2 protein-coding genes are annotated in these 1,490 nt (G+C 73.9%); both read left to right on the top strand.

Features of this window, described 5'->3' with window-relative positions:
• On the top strand, positions 1-451 hold a 451-nt coding region (locus tag ACWDX9_RS63225; RefSeq protein ID WP_449973438.1), incomplete at its 5' end, for a GtrA family protein.
• Between the two features lie 26 nt (positions 452-477).
• The coding region (locus ACWDX9_RS63220) for an ArnT family glycosyltransferase (protein ID WP_449973437.1) at positions 478-1,490 on the top strand (1,013 nt) is incomplete at its 3' end.

Below are 1,490 nucleotides of genomic sequence, written 5' to 3'. Positions count from 1 at the left end.
CCCCGCCCCCGCCGCCGAGCACCCCGACGCCGTGCTGGCCCCCGCCAGGGCGGGCTCCCGCATCACCTGGGAGGTCGGCTGCTTCGTGGCCATCGGCGTGCTCTCGACGGCCGGTCAGGCCCTGCTCTACTGGCTGCTGCGCGCGTGGTGGCCGCCCATGATCGCGAACCTGGTGTCGCTGCTCGTCCTCACCGTGCTCAACACCGAGGCCAACCGCCGCCTCACCTTCCGCTGGTCCGGCACGGGGGCCGGACGGGCGCACCTGGGAGCGGGGGCCCTCTTCCTGCTCGGGTACGTCGTCACCTCCGCCGCCGTGCTGCTGTTCCGCCAGGTCCAGCCCGACGCGTCGGCCGCGGCCGAGACGCTGGTGCTCACCGCCTCGTCCGCGCTGGTCACCGCCGTCCGCTTCGTGACGCTGCGCCTGGCCGTCTTCCGCCGTCCCACACCCTGATCGTCTTCGGAGAAGAAGAAGCACTGATGACCGACATCACCGAACTGCCGCCGCGTGCCGCCGGCCGTCGCCTGCCTGCCTGGGCGGCCCCGGCCGCGATGGCGGCGATCCTGCTCCTGGCCACCGGCCTGTACGGCTGGGCCCTCGGCTCCCTCGGCTGGGGCAACGGCTACTACTCCGCCGCCGTGAAGTCGATGGGCCAGAGCTGGACGAACTTCCTGTTCGGCGCCTACGACCCGGCCGGCGTGATCACCGTCGACAAGCCGCCGGCTGCGCTGTGGCCGCAGGTCCTCAGCACCAAGCTCTTCGGCCTGCACGGCTGGGCGCTGATCCTGCCCCAGGTGCTGGAAGGCGTCGCCACGGTGTTCCTCCTGCACCGCACCGTACGCCTGTGGGCGGGCGAGGCGGCGGGGCTGCTGGCCGCGCTGGTCCTGACCCTGACCCCGATCACGGTGGCGATCAACCGCGACAACAACCCTGACACCCTGCTGGTGCTGACGCTGGTGGCGGCGGCGTACGCGCTGACCCGGGCCCTGCGGACCGGCTCCGGCCGGGCCGCCCTGCGGTGGCTGTGCGCCGCCGGGTTCCTGATCGGCCTCGGCTTCCTGACGAAGATGCTGGCCGCCTGGATGGTGATCCCCGCCTTCGCGGCGGCCTGGCTGGTCGGCGCGCGCGGTCCCTGGCTCGGCCGGCTGGCCAAGTTGCTGGCCGGTGGCGCGGTCCTCGCCGTGTCCTCCCTGTGGTGGATCGCGATGGTCGCGCTCTGGCCGGGGAACCGTCCGTACGTCGGCGGCAGCACCGACGGCGGCGCCTGGGACCTGGTCATCGGCTACAACGGCCTCGGCCGGGTCCTCGGCGGCGGGAGCGGCGGCGTCCCGGGCGGCTTCGGCATCTCCTTCGGCGGTGCGGCCGGTCCGGGGCGGCTCTTCAACGAGCAGGTCGGCGGGCAGATCAGCTGGCTGCTGCCGTTGTGCGGGGTGGCGCTGGCCTTGGCCCTGGCCGTCGCCGTGCTGCGCGAGCTGACCGGGGTGCGGACGGC

Source organism: Nonomuraea sp. NPDC003201, from assembly GCF_053590415.1.
Note: the sequence above shows the minus strand (reverse complement) of the source record. Positions and strands in the feature narration are given on the sequence as shown.